Source organism: Streptomyces sp. GQ60, assembly GCF_059758875.1.
The window spans coordinates 64,530-79,878 of the sequence record NZ_JCAXEG010000010.1; the positions used below are offsets into that span (position 1 = coordinate 64,530).

The window sequence follows — 15,349 nt, forward strand, 5'->3', positions numbered from 1 at the left end:
CTGAATTTCCCCGTCCGGAGCTACATGCCCCCGTCCGGAGCTAATTCCCCCGCCGGGGGCTGCATGTCCCCGTCCAGGGCTGAATCTCCCCTCGGGGGCTGAACGTCCCCCGGCCGGGTCGGGACTGCGGGCCGGGCCGGGGACGGGGGCGGGGTGGGGTGTCGGCCGGGACGTAAAGCGTGATTTGTGGCGCAGAAGAAGCCCGCGCCCTGTCGAACGCAAGGCACAGGGCGCCTAAATCATGCAGTCCAGGCCGACACCCCGCCCCGCCCCCGGCACCGGCCCCACCCGCAGCAAGCGCCGCCCGGCAACACCCCAGCCCCGCCGGCGTTCGAGGCGCAGGGGCCCGGGGACCGGTCCCCGGCAACGGCGCCGCAGGTCAGGACACCGGCTCCAGACGCGCAGCGAACTCGCGGGCCGCCGGCTCCTCCCGGTACGGATCCAACCGGGTACGGAAGTCCTCCAGGTACACCGCCCCGCGGTGCGAGCGGATGCCCGACAGAACCTCCGCCGCCTGCGTCGCCGTCTGGCAGGCGGCTTCCACCTCCCGCTGCTGCACCCGCGCCGCAGCCAGCAGCAGCAGCCCGATCGCCCGGCGCCGCGCCTTGCCCGCCGGGAGGTCCCGCAGGACCTCCTCCGCCCGCTTCGCCGCCGCGTCGGCCTGCCCCAGGTCCCGGTGGCAGTGCGCCAGTTCGTCCGCGAGGTACGCCGCGTCGAAGTGCCGGATCCACTCCGGGTCGTCCCCCGACTCCGGCTCCGCCCGCTCCAGCGCCGTCACCGCCCGCGAGGACAGCACCGCCGTCGCCCGCGCGTCACCGAGGAGCGCGTGCCCGCGCGCCTCCGCCGCGTAGAACATCGCCTCCACCCGGGGGGTGACCTGGCCCCGGGTGCCCTCCTGTGCCGCTCTCGCGAGCTGCGCGATCTCCCTCGGGTTGCCCAGCTCCGCCGCCAGGTGGCTCATCGACGCCGCCAGGACGTAACCCCCGTACGCCCGGTCGCCCGCGGCCTGCGCGAGCCGCAGGGCCTGGATGTAGTACCGCTGCGCCAGGCCCGGCTGGCCGGTGTCCACCGCCATGTAGCCCGCCAGCTCGGTCAGTCGGGCGACCGCCGCGAACAGCGCCCGGCCGACCGGCTCCCGGTACGCGCCGCCGATCAGGCCGGAGACCACCGAGTTGAGGTAGTGCACGACCACCGGGCGAACGTGCCCGCTGCCGAAGCGGTGGTCGAGATCCTTCAGCGCCTGCGTGGTGGCCCGTACCGCCTCCACGTCCGACATCCCGACCCGGGAGCCGCCGCTGCGCGCGACCTGCGGGTCGGCCCCGGTGATCAGCCAGTCGCGGCTGGGCTCGACCAGCGCCGAGGAGGCCACGCTCGACCCCGACAGGAAGTCGCGCCGGCCCACGTCGCTCCGCCACAACTCGCTGACCTGCTCGATCGCGCCGATGACGGTCGGGGAGAACTGCAGGCCGACACCGGAGGCGAGGTTCTTGCCGTTGGCCATGCCGATCTCGTCGATGGTGACGGTCCGGCCGAGTTTGCGGCCCAGCGCCTCGGCGATGATCCCGGGGGCCCGGCCGCGCGGCTGCTGGCCGCGCAGCCAGCGGGCCACGGAGGTCTTGTCGTAGCGCAGGTCGAGGCCGTGTTCGGCCCCGCACATGTTGACGCGCCGGGCGAGCCCGGCATTGGAGCACCCGGCTTCCTGGATGAGCACCTGCAGCCGTTCGTTCGGCTGGCGGGCGACGAGAGGCCTGGCTGCCATGAAAACCCCCAGAGACGCGGGTGATCGTTCGAATGATCACTTCCCGCCTGATGTGCGGGGAATCTTCCCCATTGCGGCGTGTCGCTACCCACCTCCGGCGCCCCGGCCTCCCACGCGCCCCCCGCGATGCACCGATGCGCCCCGCATGCAGGATCGATGCTCCGCAGCCCGGCCGGTTTACGCCCGTAACCCCCGGTGACCGCAAGAGTTGTGTTGCACGTGGAAGAGACCATCGGAGTCACGGAGACCGCGCCCATCCCCCTGCAGCGCAGTGAACCGCTGCTGGACCATGCCGTGCGGTACACGGAAGAACGGCACTGGGACGTCTTCGCCGGCACCTGGCTGGAGTCCGGCGACGGGCGGGAGCGGTGCTCGTGCGGGGCCGCGGAATGCCCGGTGCCCGGCGCGCACGCCGCGGGGAAGGAATGGGCCTCGCAGGCTTCGGGCAGCGCCGTCCAGGTCAGGCGGCTGTGGGGGAAGAACCCGAAGGCCGCCATCCTGCTGCCCACCGGCCGGACCTTCGACGCCCTCGACGTCCCGGACGCGGCCGGCTTCCTGGCGCTGGCCCGGCTCCAGCGCATGCAGCGCACCCTCGGACCGGTGATCGCCAACCCGGCGGGGCGGATGCTGTTCTTCGTCCTGCCCGGCGCCGGCGCGAAGGTGCCCGACCTGCTGCGCAAGATCGGCTGGCAGCCCGCCCAACTCGACCTGGCCGCGCGCGGCGAGGGCGAGTACGTGGCCGCGCCGCCGACCCGGATCGGCGGGCGCGGTTCGGTGCAGTGGGCGCAGCCGCCGACGGCCGCGAACCGTTGGCTGCCGGACGTGGAGGAGCTCATCGACGCACTGGCCTACGCGTGCGGGCGCGAGGCGGCGGCGGAACGGGCCCGGCGCACCCCGTGACCCGTCGCTGACCAGCGGAGATCTCCACCGGGAAACTCATGACATAAGTAACTGCTCCGCCTCTTCCCCTCCTCCTATGGTGAGAAAAGCAGGACACGGGGAACGGAACGAGAGGCAGGCGCATGCCGGACCAGGGCGTTGCGACGGGCGGGACGGACGGGACGGGTGGACCGGGTGCACCCGGTGGCGGTGCGCGACCCGCGCCGTCCGCCGCACCCGCCGTGCGGGTCGAGGGTTTGTGGAAGCGGTTCGGCGAGCAGGTGGCCGTGTCCGGGATCGATCTGGAGCTTCCGGCCGGGCAGTTCATCGGCCTGGTCGGGCCGAACGGCGCGGGCAAGACGACCACCCTGTCGATGGTGACCGGGCTGTTGCGCCCGGACATGGGCCGGGTGATCGTCGCCGGGCACGACGTGTGGGCGGACCCGGTGGGGGTGAAGTCCCGGATCGGCGTGCTGCCGGAGGGGCTGCGGCTCTTCGAGCGGCTGTCCGGGCGGGAACTGCTCGGCTACATGGGCCGGTTGCGGGGCCTGCCGGGCCCGGAGACCGACAGCCGGGCCACGCAGCTCCTGGAGATCCTGGACCTGGCCGGTTCGCAGAACAAGCTGATCGTCGACTACTCGACGGGCATGCGGAAGAAGATCGGCCTGGCGGCCGCGCTGCTCCACAACCCCGAAGTACTGTTCCTGGACGAGCCGTTCGAAGGCGTGGACCCGGTGTCCGCGCAGACCATCCGCGGAGTGCTGGAACGTTACACCTCCTCCGGAGCCACGGTCGTCTTCTCCTCCCACGTCATGGAGCTCGTCGAGTCGCTGTGCGACTGGGTGGCCGTCATGGCCGCCGGCCGGATCCGCGCCGCGGGCACGCTGGCCGACGTACGCGGTGACGCGCCCTCGCTACAGGCCGCGTTCCTGGAGCTGGTCGGGGCGCAGGGCCGGGCCACGGGCGAGTCCCTGGACTGGCTCGGCGGCGGGGCCGCTGCCAACGGCCGGGGCAACGGGGCGGGTACCGGGGCGGGCGTCCGATGAGCACGCCCACGCCCACGCGGGCTCCGGCGCCCGCATCCGCCGCCGCCTCCGCGGCCGCGGCCGCGGCAGCGTCCGTCAACATCACCCCGATCTTCGTCCGCCTCAAGCTGTCGCTCCTGCGCAACGGACTCAAGGGCGCCCCGATGCGCAAGGCCGCCTACTTCGGCGCCCTCGCCTTCGCCCTCGTCATGGCCTCCGTCGGCACGCTCAGCCTCGCCCTCCTGCGCGGCAACGCGCACGCGGGCACGGTCGTCATCCTGCTGGCGGCGGTCCTCGCCCTCTGCTGGACGTTCGTCCCGCTGTTCTTCGCCACCGGCGACGAGACGCTCGACCCGACCCGGCTGGCCATGCTGCCGCTGCGCCCCCGTCCGCTCGTACGGGCCCTGCTGGCCTCCTCGCTCGTCGGCATCGGACCGCTCTTCACGCTGTGCCTGGCCGTCGGCTCGGTGATCGCCCTCGCACGGGGCGCGGCGGGTGTGGCGGCCGCCGTCCTGGCCGTGCCGCTGCTGCTGGTCGGCTGCGTCGCGCTGGCCCGGGCGGTGGCGACCGCCAACGTCCGGCTGCTGACCAGCCGCAAGGGACGCGACCTCGCACTGCTCAGCGGCCTGCTGATCGCGGTCGGCGCCCAGGTGGCGAACTTCGCCACCCAGCGGCTGTTCGAGACCGGCGGCCTGGAACGGCTGGAGCCGGCCGGGGCGGTCGTGCGCTGGCTGCCGCCCGCGACGGCCGTCGGGATGGTGGACTCCGCGAGCGAGGGCTCGTACGGGGTCGCGGCCGCCCAGTTCCTCATCACGGTCGCGGCCCTCGGGCTGCTGCTCTGGTTCTGGGAGCGCAGCCTGACCAAGCTGATGGTCACCCCGGACGGTTCGACCCTCGCGGTCGCCAAGGAGAAGAAGAAGCCGGTGAACGGCGCGGCCGGAAGATGGTCGCTCCTGCCGGACGACCGTACGGGCGCGGCCGTCCAGCGCTCGCTGCGCTACATGGTGCGCGACCCCAAGACCAAGGCGGCGGCGGTGTCGGCCCTGGCGATCGGTCTGATCATCCCGGTCGCCAACGCCCTCCAGGGCAGCGGCTCGGTGTACCTGGCCTGCTTCGCCTCGGGCATGCTCGGCGTCCAGATGTACAACCAGTTCGGGCAGGACACCTCGGCGTTCTGGATGGTCGCGCAGACCATCGCGAGCGCCCGTGACGCCTACGTGGAACTGCGCGCCCGAGCCATCGCCCTCGCGCTGATCACCGTGCCCTTCACCGCGGTGGTGGCCGCCGTCACGGCCGCCCTGCTCGGCGACTGGTCCGGCCTCCCCGGCGCCCTGGGAGTGGCGCTGGCCCTGCTCGGCTCGATGCTGTGCACGGGAGCCCTCGCATCGGCCCGCTTCCCGTACTCGATCCCGACGGACGGGGCCTTCAAGAACGTCGCTCCGGGCCAGGGCGCCCTGGCGTACGGAGGCATCTTCGCCGGGATGGTGGTCTCGGCGCTGATCAGCTCCCCGGTGATCGCCCTGGCCATCTACTTCAGCGCCACGGACGAGAAGTCCCTGACCTGGATCCTGCTCCCCCTGGGCGTGGCCTGGGGAACGCTGGCCACCTGGGCCGGCCTGCGCCTCGCGGCCCCGACGGTGGTGCGCAAGCTCCCGGAGATCCTCCTGGCCGTCAGCAAGGGCTGACGCGCATCACCCACGGCCGTACCGGCGGGCCGAACGCGGAACGGGCCGGTTCCCGCCCTCCGGTGGAGAGGCGGGAGCCGGCCCGGCGTCCGGAAGCCCCGGGGGTCCGCCGGGGCGGGGCCGGCTACTGCCAGCCGGTCGTGGCGGTGACGTGCGTGGTGTCGGCGCCGGAGTGGGCCGCGACGGCCGGGACGACGAGGGCGACGAGGGCGACGAGCGCGAGAGCGGCGAACGCGGCAGCCTGGACAAGGCGGTTGCGGAGCATGGAAGCGGATCTCTACGAGCTTGGGAAGTGGTCCGGCCGGTCCCGTCTCGCGTCCGAAGACGCTTCCCCCGGAACCCCCGGCAGGCGGTGGTCCCCACCGATGATCATGACTCTAGCCTCAGGGTGAAGAACGGCAAAGGGTCACCGGAGCACCACCGGAGCGAGGGCCGGGGCCAGGGCGGCGTCCGCCTCGGCGAGGGCCGATTCGCCCGCGCTCAGGGAGTCGTAGACGAAGTGGACGGTGGCCCCCTCGATGCCGCAGTACTCCGAGATCCCGACGCGCAGCAGGCGGTCCACCGGCTCGTCCCAGCCCAGCTCCTTGAACTTCGCCTCCGGGTAGCTCACCAGCGGGATCCACACCATCCGCTTGCCCTTCAGGAGCGGGCGGCGGCGGCCGTAGGCGAAGCCGTTGTTCCAGACCCGGTCGATCCAGCCCTTCAGGACGGCCGGCAGGCCGAACCACCAGAGCGGGAAGACCACCACGAGGATCTCGGCGCCGGAGATCCGGTCCATGTGGGCCCGGGTCTCGGCGGAGTACTCCTTGTCCGGGTCCGACCAGTCCGGCTCGTCCTCGGGTCCCATCCGGGGGTCGAAGCCCTCGGCGTGCAGATCGAGCACGTCGACCGTGTGGCCGTCGGCCTCCAGCCGGGCCACGGCGCGGCGGGCGAGCTGGGCGGTCAGGGAATCGCCGCGGGGGTGGGCCAGGACGACCAGGGCGGCGCTCATCGGGCATCGGTGGCCGTCGCGGCGGTGGTCTCCGGGGAGAGGAGGACCAGCATCTTGCCGGTGTTCGCGCCGCGCATCATGCCGAGGAAGGCCTCCGGGGCGCGCTCGATGCCCTCGACGACGGTCTCCTCCGTGCGCAGGCTGCCGTCCGCCAGCCATCCCGCCGCCCGGCCGATCCACTCCGGGAACAGGTCGAAGTGACTGGAGACGAGCATCCCGCGCAGGGTCACCTCGCGGGCCGCGGCCTGGAAGAGGTTGTCCGGGCCCACCGCCGGAGCGGTGGCGTTGTAGCCGCTGATCGCACCGACCAGGGCGATCCGCCCGCCCTGGCGCATCGCGCCGATGGCCGCCTGGAGGTGGTCGCCGCCGACCGCGTCGAGGTAGACGTCGACGCCCTCGGGGGCCGCCTCGGCGAGCTGGCCGGCCAGGTCGCCCTGGCGGTAGTCCACGGCCGCGTCGTAGCCGAAGCGGTCCAGCAGCTTCTTCGTCTTCGGCGGGCCGCCCGCCGAGCCGATCACCCGGGAGGCGCCCAGCCGCCGCGCCAGCTGCCCGGCGACGCTGCCGACCGCGCCGGCGGCGGCGGAGACGAAGACCACGTCGCCCTCCTTGACCGGGGCGGTCCGGGTCAGCGCCGCGTACGCCGTCAGCCCCGTGGTGCCGAGCGGGCCGAGGTACGCGGCCTGCGAGGCGATCGCGGGATCCACGACGGTGGCGGCCGCCGCGTCGAGGACCGCGTACTCCCGCCAGCCGAGGAAGTGCGAGACGGCCGCCCCGACCGGCACCGACGCGGAGCGGGAGGCGACGACCTCGCCGATCGCGCCGCCTTCGAGGGCCGCGCCGAGGGCGAAGGGCGGGATGTAGGAGGGGGCGTCGTCCATCCGGCCCCGCATGTACGGATCCACGGACATCCAGGTGTTGCGGACCAGGATCTGGCCTTCGGCGGGCTCGGGAACCTCGGTGGCGACCAGGTCGAAGTGGTGCGGGCCCGGCTCGCCCACGGGGCGGCCGGCGAGGCGGATCTCACGGGAGAGGGTGGTCGTGGTCATCTGACTGTTCCTTCCGGTGCGTTTCCGTGACCGCTCGGTCGCGGTCACAGGAACACCATGTCCGGGGCCGCGCACGGGCCGCGCACGCGTCACGCACGGGGTCGCGCACGCGCCATGCTCCGTCCGCTCAGACCGTTCTGACGGGCAAGAAGTAACGTTGCGGCATGCGTTTCGAGGTGCTGGGGCCACTGACCGTCCGCACGGATGACGGGACTCCCGTCCCCGTTCCCGAGGCGAAGGTACGGGCCCTGCTCGCGGCCCTCCTCATACGTGACGGGCGGCCCGTGCCGGTGGACCGGCTGATCGAGGACCTGTGGGGAAAGGCGGGCGACGCCGCCCCCGGCAACCCGGGGAACACCCTCCAGACCAAGGTCTCCCAGCTCCGCCGGATCCTCGCCGAGGCCGAGGACGGCGCACGCTCCCTGGTCGCGTACGGTCCGGCCGGCTACGCCCTGCGCGCTCCGGCGCGGGCCGTGGACGCGGACCGCTTCGCGGAGCTGGCGGCGGCCGCGCGCAAGGAGGCGGAGCCGCGGGCCAGGGCGGAGCTGCTGGCCCGGGCGCTCGGACTGTGGCAGGGGGAGGCGTACGCCGACTTCCGGGACGCCGACTTCACGCAGGCGGCGATCGCCCGGCTGGAGGAGCAGCGGATCACGGCGTACGAGGAGCTGGCCGAGGCCCGCCTCGAACTCGGCGAACACCACGAGCTCGCGGACGAGTTGGCCGGATCAGCAGCAGCCCACCCGCTGCGCCAGCGGCTGCGCGGCAGCCAGATGCGGGCGCTGTACCGCGCCGGCCGCCAGAGCGAGGCCCTCGCCGTCTACACGCACCTGCGCGAGCTCTTCGCCGGGGAACTCGGCATCGACCCCGGAGCAGAGCTCTCGGCCCTGTACGAAGCCATCCTCCGCCAGGACCCCGCACTGGCCGGCCCGGCCGTGGCGGCGGTGCCGGGCGCGGCCTCGGCAGCGGGGCCCGGCGCGGCAGGGGAGGCGGCCCGGGGCCGGCCGTACGGGGGCGGCGGCAACCTCCCCACCCCCGTCAGCTCCCTCGTGGGCCGCGAGGAGGCCGTCGCCCGGGTGTGCGCGGCGCTCGGGGCGGGCCGGCTGGTGACCCTGTGCGGGCCCGGCGGCGTCGGCAAGACCCGGCTCGCGCTCGCCGCGGCGGCCCGGCTGGAGGAGGCCCATCCCGACGGGGTGTGGTTCGTGGAACTCGCGGGCGTACAGGGCCCGTCGGTCGCCGATGCAGTGGCCGCCGCCATCGGGATGCGCGAGGACGACGCGGGCGGCGGCACCGTCGAGGAACGGCTCGCCGAGGCGTTGCGGCGGCGCGCGGCACTGCTCGTACTCGACAACTGCGAACACCTCCTCCCGGCCGCCGCGGCCCTTGCCGAACGGCTCCTGCGCCGCGCCCCCGGCCTGCGCGTCCTCACCACCAGCCAGGAGCCGCTCGCCCTCTCGGGCGAGGTGCTCGAGGCCGTCGCCCCGCTCGCGGAGGCCCAGGCCGTGGAACTGTTCGCGGCCCGCGCGGCGGCCGCCGCCCCAGGCTTCGCCCTCGGCCCCGGCACCGCGGAGGCCGTCGCCCTGATCTGCCGCCGGCTGGACGGGATCCCGCTCGCCCTGGAACTCGCCGCGACGCGGGTACGGGTCCTGGGCGTGGAGGCCCTGGCGGAACGGCTCCACGACCGCTTCCGCCTGCTCAACCAGGTACGCCGGGACGCACCGGCCCGGCAGCGCACGCTGCGCGCGACGATCGACTGGAGCTGGGAGCTGCTCGCCCCGGCGGAGGCGACGGTCCTGCGCCGGCTGTCGGTGTTCGCGGGCGGCTTCACCGTGGAGGCGGCCGAGGCGGTGTGCGCGGACGGGGACGACGCGGCGGGGGGTGGCCGGAACGGAGGCATCCGGGCCGGGGACGCCCGGGACGGGGGCGACCCAGCCGGCGGGGTCTCCCGTGAGGACGTGCTCGATCTGCTCACGCGGCTCGTGGACTGCTCGCTCGTGGCCTCGGCGTACGGGGAGTCGGCGTACGGGGGCCCGGCGTACGGGGGCCCGGCGGACGGGGACGCGCGCCTCAGGCTGCTGGAGTCGGTGGCGGCGTACGGCCTGGAGCGGCTCGACGCCGCCGGGGAGGCGGGCGCGGCCCGGCGGCGGCACGCGGAGTACTACACCGGGTTCGCCGAGCGCGCGGCCGAGCGGCTGCACGGGCCCGAGCAGGGCGAGTGGCTGCGGCGGCTCGACCGGGAGAGCCTCAACGCCCGGGCCGCCCTGGACCACACGGGGGCCGGGGAGTTGGGTGTGCGGCTGGTCGGCGCGCAGTCCTGGTACTGGTTCCTGCGCGGCCGGATCCAGGAGGCCACCGAGGCCACCGAGGCGGCGGGCGCCACGGCCCTGCACGCCGCCTTCTCGCTGCTCGGCGGGGACGACAGCCATCTGGACGGCGACTTCTCCGGCGCCGGCCTCCGGGAACAGTGGCTGCTGACCTACGCCCGATGCGGCTTCGGTTCCGACTCCGGCCTACGGAAAGACGAACTCATCACCCTCCCCGCCCGGTTCCACGAGACCGGCGACCGCTGGGGCGAAGCCGTCGCGCTGCTCACCCTCTCGACGCGGGCGCTCTACGACGGCGACCTCGCGGAACTGCGCCGCTACGCGGCGGCGGCGGCCGCGGTGTTCACGGAACTCGGCGACCGCTGGGGCCAGTTGCAGACCTCGGAGCAGCTCGGCATCCTCGCCGAGGTGACCGGGGACTACGCGTCCGCGGCGCGGCTGCACGAGGACGGCGTCCGGGACGCGCAGGAACTGGAGCTGTGGACGCACGCCTCCTTCCGTCTCGCCCGGCGGGGCCGCATCGCGCTGCTGACCGGAGACCTGGCGCACGCGGCCGCCCTGCACGAACGGGCCCTGCGGCTGGCGCAGGAGCAAGGCCACCGCCCGGCCGAGCAGTTCGCGGCGATCGGGCTCGCCCTGGGCGCACGGCGCGCCGGCGACCTGGACGGAGCCGAGGCCCGGCTGCGGCCGTGGCTCGACTGGAACCAGCGGCTCGGAGTGGACATCGGGGCGGCGCTGCTGCTGGCGGAGCTGGGGTACGTCGCGGAGCTGCGGGCAGACCCCGCCGCCGCGGAGTCCCTCCACCGGGAAGGACTCGCGGCGGCCCGCCGCTCGGGGGACCCGCGCGCGCTCGCCCTGGCCCTCGAAGGCCTGGCGGGGGTCCTGCCGCCCGCCCGGGCGGCCTCCCTGCTGGGCACGGCGACGGCCCTGCGCGCCTCGGCGGGCACCCCCCGCCCGCGGGCCGAACGCACCGACACCGACCGGGCGACGGCCCGCGCCCGCACCGCCCTGGGCCCGGAGGCCTTCGCCACGGCCTTCGCCGCGGGCGAGTCCCTCGCCGTGCCCGAACAGCTCGCCCTCTTGGGCGGCCCGTAGGCCGACGCCGGCCGCAGGGCCCCGTAGGCCGCACAGGGCCCCACGGGCGGGGCCCCCGGCCCGGGAGGATCCCCGGCGCCACCCGGGCCCGTGGCCACCCTCACCGGCCCGCCAGGCCCCAGGAGGCCCCAGGACGCCCCAGTGGGGCCCTCCTTGCCCGGCCCGACCCCTCACGCCGGCGCCTTGATGCCCTCCAGGAACGGCTCGACCGCCGCCCGCCAAGCGGTCGGGTGGTCGTAGTGGAGGTAGTGGCCGGCGTCCGGGATCTCCGCGTACTGCCCGGCCGGCAGGACACGGACCATCTCCTGGGCCTCCGCACGGCCCAGCTCGCCGTCCAGGCCGCGGACGACCAGTGTCGGACAGCGCACCTGGGCGAGCTCCTCCCAGTGCGCGTCGTGCACCCACGTCTCCCGCGCGGTCAGCATCTGGCGGCGCGAGAACAGCGGGCGCCAGCCGTCGTCGGCCTCGTGCATCACCTCCGCGAAGAACTCGCCCCGGCCGGGGTCCGGGCGCTCCACCCGCGGGTCGTCCTCGCCGAACCACCGCCGCGCGGCGTCCTGGGTGGGGAACGGCAGCGGCCAGTGCCGGAACCATTCCTCCCACTCCTGCTGCGAGGCCTCCCCCAGCGCGGAAGCCCGCATGTCGCAGATGACCAGGGCCGCTACGAGATCGGGGCGGCGGGCCGCCAGCTGCCAGGCGGTGAGGGCGCCCATGGAGTGGCCGATCAGCGTCACCGGCGCGAGGCCGAGCTGCTCGACGGCCGCTTCGGCGTCGGCCACGAAGGCCTCGCGCCCGTAGGCGACGGAGCTGTTCGGGCCGCTGGTCGGCGGGCGCTCGCTCTGGCCGTGGCCGCGCTGGTCGAGGGCCACGACGCGGCGGCCCGCGCCGAGCCAGCGGGCGGTGCCCGACCAGTGGAAGGCGCGGCCCATCAGGCCGTGCAGTAAGAGGGCCGCGGGCTCGCCCAGGGGCGGCTGCGACGGCGACGGCTCGGCGGCCGCTTCGCCGAACTCCCAGGCAGCCAGGCGTACGCCGTCGGCCCCCGTCACATCGAGGCGTCGTACCACCGCAGATGCACCCCCTTCGCTCCCGGCCACAGTATCGAACCCGCATTCGAAAACCGGGTTCTCACCAACAACACCGCTCTTTCGAGTGACCTTGCTCAAGGATTGACCGCTGCTGCCGATGGAGATCCTTTCAACAGGGAGGCGGGCCGCTCGGGGAAGACGGTCCGAAGGGATGACCTTGAGAGCTCGGGGCTCCAGGTCAAGCAGGGGAGGACCGGTCCCGGCGTCGTAAAGGCGCCGGGACCATCCATACAGATCCGCACCGGTCCACAAGGGCCGACACCAGCCGGATTCGCTCGCACTGGCGACCTGTTCGTACGCCCGTGCGTCAGCCCGTCGATCCCCCGAACCCCCGGCCCCCGAACCCCCAGGCCGTCAGGCCGTCAGCGCTTCGCCACGAACACGTGGGAGGCGACGTCCGCATCCAGCTCCGCGGCCTCGCCCCCACTGCCGACCAGCACGCCGCCGGGCGACTCGGTCACGCTGACCACCGAACCGGGCTGCACGCCCGCCCGGCGCAGCGTGTACATCAGCTGCGCGTCCGTCTGGATCGGCTCCCCGATCCGGCGGATCACCACGGTCTTGCCCTCCACGCCCGGGTCCAGCTCGGACAGGCTGACCATGCCCTCCTCCAGGAACGGATCGGCCTCGGCCTTCTCGCCCAGTTCCTCCAGCCCCGGGATCGGGTTCCCGTACGGCGACTCGGTCGGGTGGCGCAGCAGTTCCAGCACCCGCCGCTCCACCGCCTCGCTCATCACGTGCTCCCAGCGGCAGGCCTCGGCGTGCACCTGCTCCCACTCCAGGCCGATGACGTCGACGAGCAAGCACTCCGCGAGGCGGTGCTTGCGCATCACCCGCGTCGCCAGCTTGCGCCCCTCGTCGGTCAGCTCCAGGTGCCGGTCGCTGGCGACGGCCACCAGGCCGTCGCGCTCCATCCGCGCCACCGTCTGGCTCACCGTCGGGCCGCTCTGGTCGAGCCGCTCGGCGATGCGGGCGCGCATGGGGACCACGCCTTCCTCTTCCAGTTCGAGGATGGTGCGGAGGTACATCTCCGTGGTATCGATCAGTCCGGACATTCGTGCCCCTCGGATTGCGTGCGCTGGCCCTGCCCCCAATTCTGACCCATCGCGCCGACAACCGTCCCGTGTAGGACGTCAAGGGCCGGTCCGGACTGCCCCGAAACGCCCCTCGGGCCCCTCCGGCCGCCTCTCATTACGCCGCCCACCGGGCCTTTCGCCCCCTGGATGGAAGTTCGTATTGACACGCCCTTGGTCCAGACCGCACGGTGAGCGGCGGACACGGACGACAACCTCACCCAACTCCCACCCCCGGAAGGCCATCGGCGTATGAGCGAGAGCAAGCTGGCCGGTCAGTTCTTCGACGCCGCGATCGGCCTTCTGGAGCGGGTACGGGACGAGGAGTCCGCGCGCATCAACGAGGCCGGGACCGTCATCGCGGACGCCGTGGCCGCCGGGAACAAGCTCTTCGCCTTCGGCGCCGGGCACTCCTCGCTCCCCGCGCAGGACGTGGTCTACCGGGCCGGCGGACTCGCGCTGATGAACTTCCTCGCCGTCCCCGGCACCACCGGCATCGACGTCATGCCGGCCACCCTCGGCAGCGCCCTGGAGCGCGTCGACGGCCTCGCCGGGGCGGTCCTGGACTCCAGCCCGGCCGGCGACGGCGACGTCCTCGTGATCATCTCCCTCTCCGGGCGCAACGCGCTGCCCGTGGAGATGGCCATGAACGCCCGCGCGATCGGCCTCAAGGTCATCGGCGTCACCTCGGTGGCCTACGCGACCGACACCAAGTCCCGCCACGTCTCCGGCACGTTCCTCAAGGACCACTGCGACATCGTCCTCGACAGCAAGATCGCCGTCGGCGACGCCGAGCTCACCCTCGACGGCATCGAAGCCCCCTTCGCCCCCGCCTCCACCGTCGTGACCAGCGCGATCATGCAGGCGGTCATGGCCGCCGCGGCCGGCGAGCTCGCCGCCCGCGGGGTCCAACCGCCGCTCCTGCGCTCGGGCAACGTGGACGGCGGCCACGAGTGGAACGGCCGCGTCATGCAGGAGTACGGCGACCGCATCTTCTTCCGCCACTAGGCCGTCTCTTTCGGATCTTGCCGTCGGGGCCGCTCACCGCCCCGACAGGTCCAGGTCCAGGTCCGCCGCGACGCGGGCCGCCACCTCCTCCGCGTACGCCGCGTCCGCGAGCTCGAAGGCGGCCCTGGACGGTCCCCGCAGGAACGTCAGCGTCCCCAGGCTCCGGCCCCGGCTGCGCAGCACCGTGCACAGGGCGTGCGCCGCCCCCTCGGGCCAGCGCCGGGCGCCCGCCCACGCCCCGTCGGCCTGCCCGTGCGGCGCGCTGGCCCGCACCGACCCGGCCCGGTCCAGCGCCTGCAGCGCCGGGTGGCCGGCCCCGTAACGCACCGGGATCACCCCGGGCTCGGGCAGCCCCGGCAGGCCGGGCGGGGACGCCGCCCAGCGCAGCAGCCGCGCGGGCACGGGTTCCCGCAGCGGATCCAGTACGTCCACCAGTGCGTGCTCGGCGAAGCCCGCCAGGGCGAACTCCAGCCGCACGGCCGCCGCCTCCGCCGGGTCCTCGCACTCGGCGGCGGCCCGCCCGGCCCGGTACAGCTGGTGCGACCTGAACCGCAGCTGCGCCGTGTCCAACTGCGCCTGGCGGGCCTCGGTGACGTCCTGGAACAGCAGGGCGACCCCGAGCGGTACGGGTTCCTCCGCGAGCGGCGACGCCAGGCGCAGGAACCCGCACCGCCAGCACCGCCGCCGCACGCCCTCGGGGCCGCGTACGGACACCCACAGCTCCGCGGGGGCCGGCGGCGCGCCCTCGGCCAGTACGTGCTGCAGGGCCCCCTCCAGCTCCTCGACCCCCTGCGCCAGCAGCTCCCCCAGGGGCCGCCCGAGCAGCGCGGTGCGACCGGAACCGAAGGCCCGGGCGGCGTGGGCGTTGACCACGGCCGGGCGCAGGTCCACGTCGACGAGCACGACGCCCCAGGAGGCGTCTTCCATCAGCGCCTCGCTCAACGCGATGGAACGCTCCAGGTCGATCTGCGCGTGCACCTCGCTGAAGGCGCAGTACACCCCGGCCGGCTTCCCGTCGGCCCCCGGCACCCCCGCGGACTGGGTCCGCACCAGCACGCGCCCGCCGCCCTTGGTCAGCAGCGCGAACTCGAGCACCTGCCGCCCCGGCACGTCCTGGGCGGCCATGAGCCTGTCCTGCACGTCCTGCGCGTCGGCGGCCCGAACGGCCCACCCCGCGAACCCCTTGCGCCCCACGGCCTCGGCCGCCGACCACCCCAGGATCCGCTCGGCCTCACGGTTCCAATGGGTGATCACGCCATCGGCATCGAACGCGCACAAGGCCGCGTCCATCCCGTCCAGCAGCGCTGCGAGCAGATCGTCGGCGGTCTCACCACGTCCGGATGCAGTCACCTGGGCCCCCTACAGGTGTTCGCGTGTGCGGC

Annotated in this window: 12 protein-coding genes; 5 read left to right on the forward strand and 7 right to left on the reverse strand. The window is 74.2% G+C overall.

The genetic code is table 11. The features are described 5' to 3' along the window. Positions 1-379 precede the first annotated feature (379 nt). Positions 380-1,759, reverse strand: a complete 1,380-nt coding sequence (locus AC6CKD_RS24120) for an NsdA family TPR-like regulatory protein (protein ID WP_498329812.1) — start codon at positions 1,757-1,759, stop codon at positions 380-382. A gap of 219 nt (positions 1,760-1,978) precedes the next feature. Between AC6CKD_RS24120 and AC6CKD_RS24125 the strand changes: the two genes are divergently transcribed. The 3 genes from AC6CKD_RS24125 to AC6CKD_RS24135 all read left to right on the forward strand — a co-directional run bounded on the left by AC6CKD_RS24125 (position 1,979) and on the right by AC6CKD_RS24135 (position 5,348). Further along, positions 1,979-2,659 carry a bifunctional DNA primase/polymerase gene (locus tag AC6CKD_RS24125; protein ID WP_498329814.1) on the forward strand — a complete coding sequence of 227 codons (681 nt, stop codon included), beginning with the start codon at positions 1,979-1,981 and terminating at the stop codon, positions 2,657-2,659. 122 nt (positions 2,660-2,781) lie between these two features. Next, on the forward strand, positions 2,782-3,684 hold the full coding sequence (locus AC6CKD_RS24130; protein ID WP_498329815.1) for an ABC transporter ATP-binding protein: 903 nt from the start codon (positions 2,782-2,784) through the stop codon (positions 3,682-3,684). Next, on the forward strand, positions 3,681-5,348 hold the full coding sequence (locus AC6CKD_RS24135) for a transporter (RefSeq protein WP_498329817.1): 1,668 nt from the start codon (positions 3,681-3,683) through the stop codon (positions 5,346-5,348). The genes AC6CKD_RS24130 and AC6CKD_RS24135 overlap by 4 nt, the downstream gene beginning before the upstream one ends. 124 nt (positions 5,349-5,472) lie before the next feature. Here the strand turns inward: AC6CKD_RS24135 and AC6CKD_RS24140 are convergent, their stop codons facing one another. The 3 genes from AC6CKD_RS24140 to AC6CKD_RS24150 form a co-directional block, all read right to left on the reverse strand. Continuing rightward, positions 5,473-5,613, reverse strand: coding sequence for a hypothetical protein (locus AC6CKD_RS24140; protein ID WP_498329819.1), 141 nt, complete (start codon positions 5,611-5,613; stop codon positions 5,473-5,475). 141 nt (positions 5,614-5,754) lie between these two features. Continuing rightward, complete coding sequence (locus AC6CKD_RS24145) at positions 5,755-6,339, reverse strand: NAD(P)H oxidoreductase (protein WP_498329821.1); 585 nt, start codon at positions 6,337-6,339, stop codon at positions 5,755-5,757. After that, positions 6,336-7,385 carry an NADP-dependent oxidoreductase gene (locus tag AC6CKD_RS24150; protein WP_498329822.1) on the reverse strand — a complete coding sequence of 350 codons (1,050 nt, stop codon included), beginning with the start codon at positions 7,383-7,385 and terminating at the stop codon, positions 6,336-6,338. Before AC6CKD_RS24150 ends, AC6CKD_RS24145 begins: the two co-directional genes overlap by 4 nt. Before the next feature lie 164 nt (positions 7,386-7,549). On the opposite strand from AC6CKD_RS24150, the gene AC6CKD_RS24155 reads away from it, so the two are divergent. Beyond that, the gene (locus AC6CKD_RS24155) at positions 7,550-10,801 is read left to right on the forward strand and encodes an AfsR/SARP family transcriptional regulator (protein ID WP_498329823.1); all 3,252 of its coding nucleotides are present in this window, start codon (positions 7,550-7,552) and stop codon (positions 10,799-10,801) included. 170 nt (positions 10,802-10,971) lie between these two features. On the opposite strand, the gene AC6CKD_RS24160 is transcribed toward AC6CKD_RS24155, so the two are convergent. Then, a complete protein-coding gene (locus AC6CKD_RS24160; RefSeq protein WP_498329824.1) occupies positions 10,972-11,865 on the reverse strand; it encodes an alpha/beta fold hydrolase in 894 nt (297 codons plus the stop codon). Between the two features lie 383 nt (positions 11,866-12,248). Further along, the gene (locus tag AC6CKD_RS24165; protein ID WP_385374803.1) at positions 12,249-12,941 is read right to left on the reverse strand and encodes an iron-dependent transcriptional repressor DtxR; all 693 of its coding nucleotides are present in this window, start codon (positions 12,939-12,941) and stop codon (positions 12,249-12,251) included. Between the two features lie 270 nt (positions 12,942-13,211). Here AC6CKD_RS24165 and AC6CKD_RS24170 point away from each other — a divergent pair, with 270 nt between their 5' ends. Beyond that, positions 13,212-13,967 (forward strand): SIS domain-containing protein, encoded by a 756-nt coding sequence (locus AC6CKD_RS24170; protein ID WP_498329826.1) that lies wholly within the window; start codon positions 13,212-13,214, stop codon positions 13,965-13,967. Between the two features lie 33 nt (positions 13,968-14,000). On the opposite strand, the gene AC6CKD_RS24175 is transcribed toward AC6CKD_RS24170, so the two are convergent. Next, positions 14,001-15,317, reverse strand: a complete 1,317-nt coding sequence (locus AC6CKD_RS24175; RefSeq protein WP_498329827.1) for a PAS domain-containing protein — start codon at positions 15,315-15,317, stop codon at positions 14,001-14,003. Positions 15,318-15,349: the final 32 nt, after the last annotated feature.

Coding starts and splice junctions, on each gene's coding strand:
- AC6CKD_RS24145 (WP_498329821.1), bottom strand. CDS start 6,339: ATGAGCGCCGCCCTGGTCGTCCTGGCCCACCCCCGCGGCGATTCCCTG.
- AC6CKD_RS24140 (WP_498329819.1), bottom strand. CDS start 5,613: ATGCTCCGCAACCGCCTTGTCCAGGCTGCCGCGTTCGCCGCTCTCGCG.
- AC6CKD_RS24120 (WP_498329812.1), bottom strand. CDS start 1,759: ATGGCAGCCAGGCCTCTCGTCGCCCGCCAGCCGAACGAACGGCTGCAG.
- AC6CKD_RS24150 (WP_498329822.1), bottom strand. CDS start 7,385: ATGACCACGACCACCCTCTCCCGTGAGATCCGCCTCGCCGGCCGCCCC.
- AC6CKD_RS24165 (WP_385374803.1), bottom strand. CDS start 12,941: ATGTCCGGACTGATCGATACCACGGAGATGTACCTCCGCACCATCCTC.
- AC6CKD_RS24130 (WP_498329815.1), top strand. CDS start 2,782: ATGCCGGACCAGGGCGTTGCGACGGGCGGGACGGACGGGACGGGTGGA.
- AC6CKD_RS24155 (WP_498329823.1), top strand. CDS start 7,550: ATGCGTTTCGAGGTGCTGGGGCCACTGACCGTCCGCACGGATGACGGG.
- AC6CKD_RS24170 (WP_498329826.1), top strand. CDS start 13,212: ATGAGCGAGAGCAAGCTGGCCGGTCAGTTCTTCGACGCCGCGATCGGC.
- AC6CKD_RS24135 (WP_498329817.1), top strand. CDS start 3,681: ATGAGCACGCCCACGCCCACGCGGGCTCCGGCGCCCGCATCCGCCGCC.